The sequence below is a fragment of the Mycobacterium sp. E1715 genome (assembly GCF_001667625.1).
Classification (GTDB): domain Bacteria; phylum Actinomycetota; class Actinomycetes; order Mycobacteriales; family Mycobacteriaceae; genus Mycobacterium.
Genome location: NZ_LZJJ01000263.1, coordinates 1 through 730, shown reverse-complemented (window position 1 = coordinate 730; position 730 = coordinate 1). Strand labels below are relative to the sequence as shown.

At 69.3% G+C, this 730-nt stretch carries 1 protein-coding gene; it reads right to left on the bottom strand.

Annotated features, from left to right (window positions below; genetic code table 11):
• A partial coding sequence (locus A9X03_RS13750) for an ABC transporter permease (RefSeq protein ID WP_156736918.1) occupies positions 1-730 on the bottom strand: 730 nt, incomplete at both ends.

Genomic DNA, 730 nt, shown 5'->3' with positions numbered 1-730 from the left:
CGCCGCCAGCATGCCCATGTCCAGCAGCCACACCTTCGGCGTGTGCTGCCAGAACCGGTCCTGGGACAGCAGCGAATCGGGCACCAGGTGCCGCAGATCCACCGTCGACGCGGCCGCGGCGTAGCCCCAGCGCGCGGGCATCGCGAAGGAGAGCTGGTCCAGTCCCAGCCGGCCCGTCACGGGAACCATGCCGCCGCAGAGCACCAACTGGGCCATCACCGTCACCACGAACAGCGGCATGATCTGCTCGCTGGAGCGGACCAGCGACGAGATCGCCAGGCCGAGAATCGCCGAGGCGACACACGTCGCCGCGACGGTGGCGAACAGCTCGACCGTCGCCCCGGCGGTCGAGTGGCCGAGCAGGACGCCGCCGCGTGTCGGCGCGCTCTTGCCGATCACCACGATCGCGGTGATGATGGCCGACTGCAGGACGGCAAAGCCGCAGAACACCGCGGTCTTCGCGAGCAGGTAGGCCGTCGTCGACAACCCGACCGCCTGCTCGCGCTGAAAGATCGGGCGTTCGCCGACCAGGTCGCGGATCGTCAGCGCGGTGCCCATGAACGCCGCGGCCGGCATCAGCAGCGCCAGGATCTGCGCCGCCTCGTCCGGTGTCCCGGCGTTCGTGCCGGGCAGATGAAATCCGTTGCCGCCCGGAACCGTCAGCGACAGCGAACCCAAGATGAACGGCAACAGCGCCAGGAAGATGAAATAGGCGCGGTCGGCGACGACC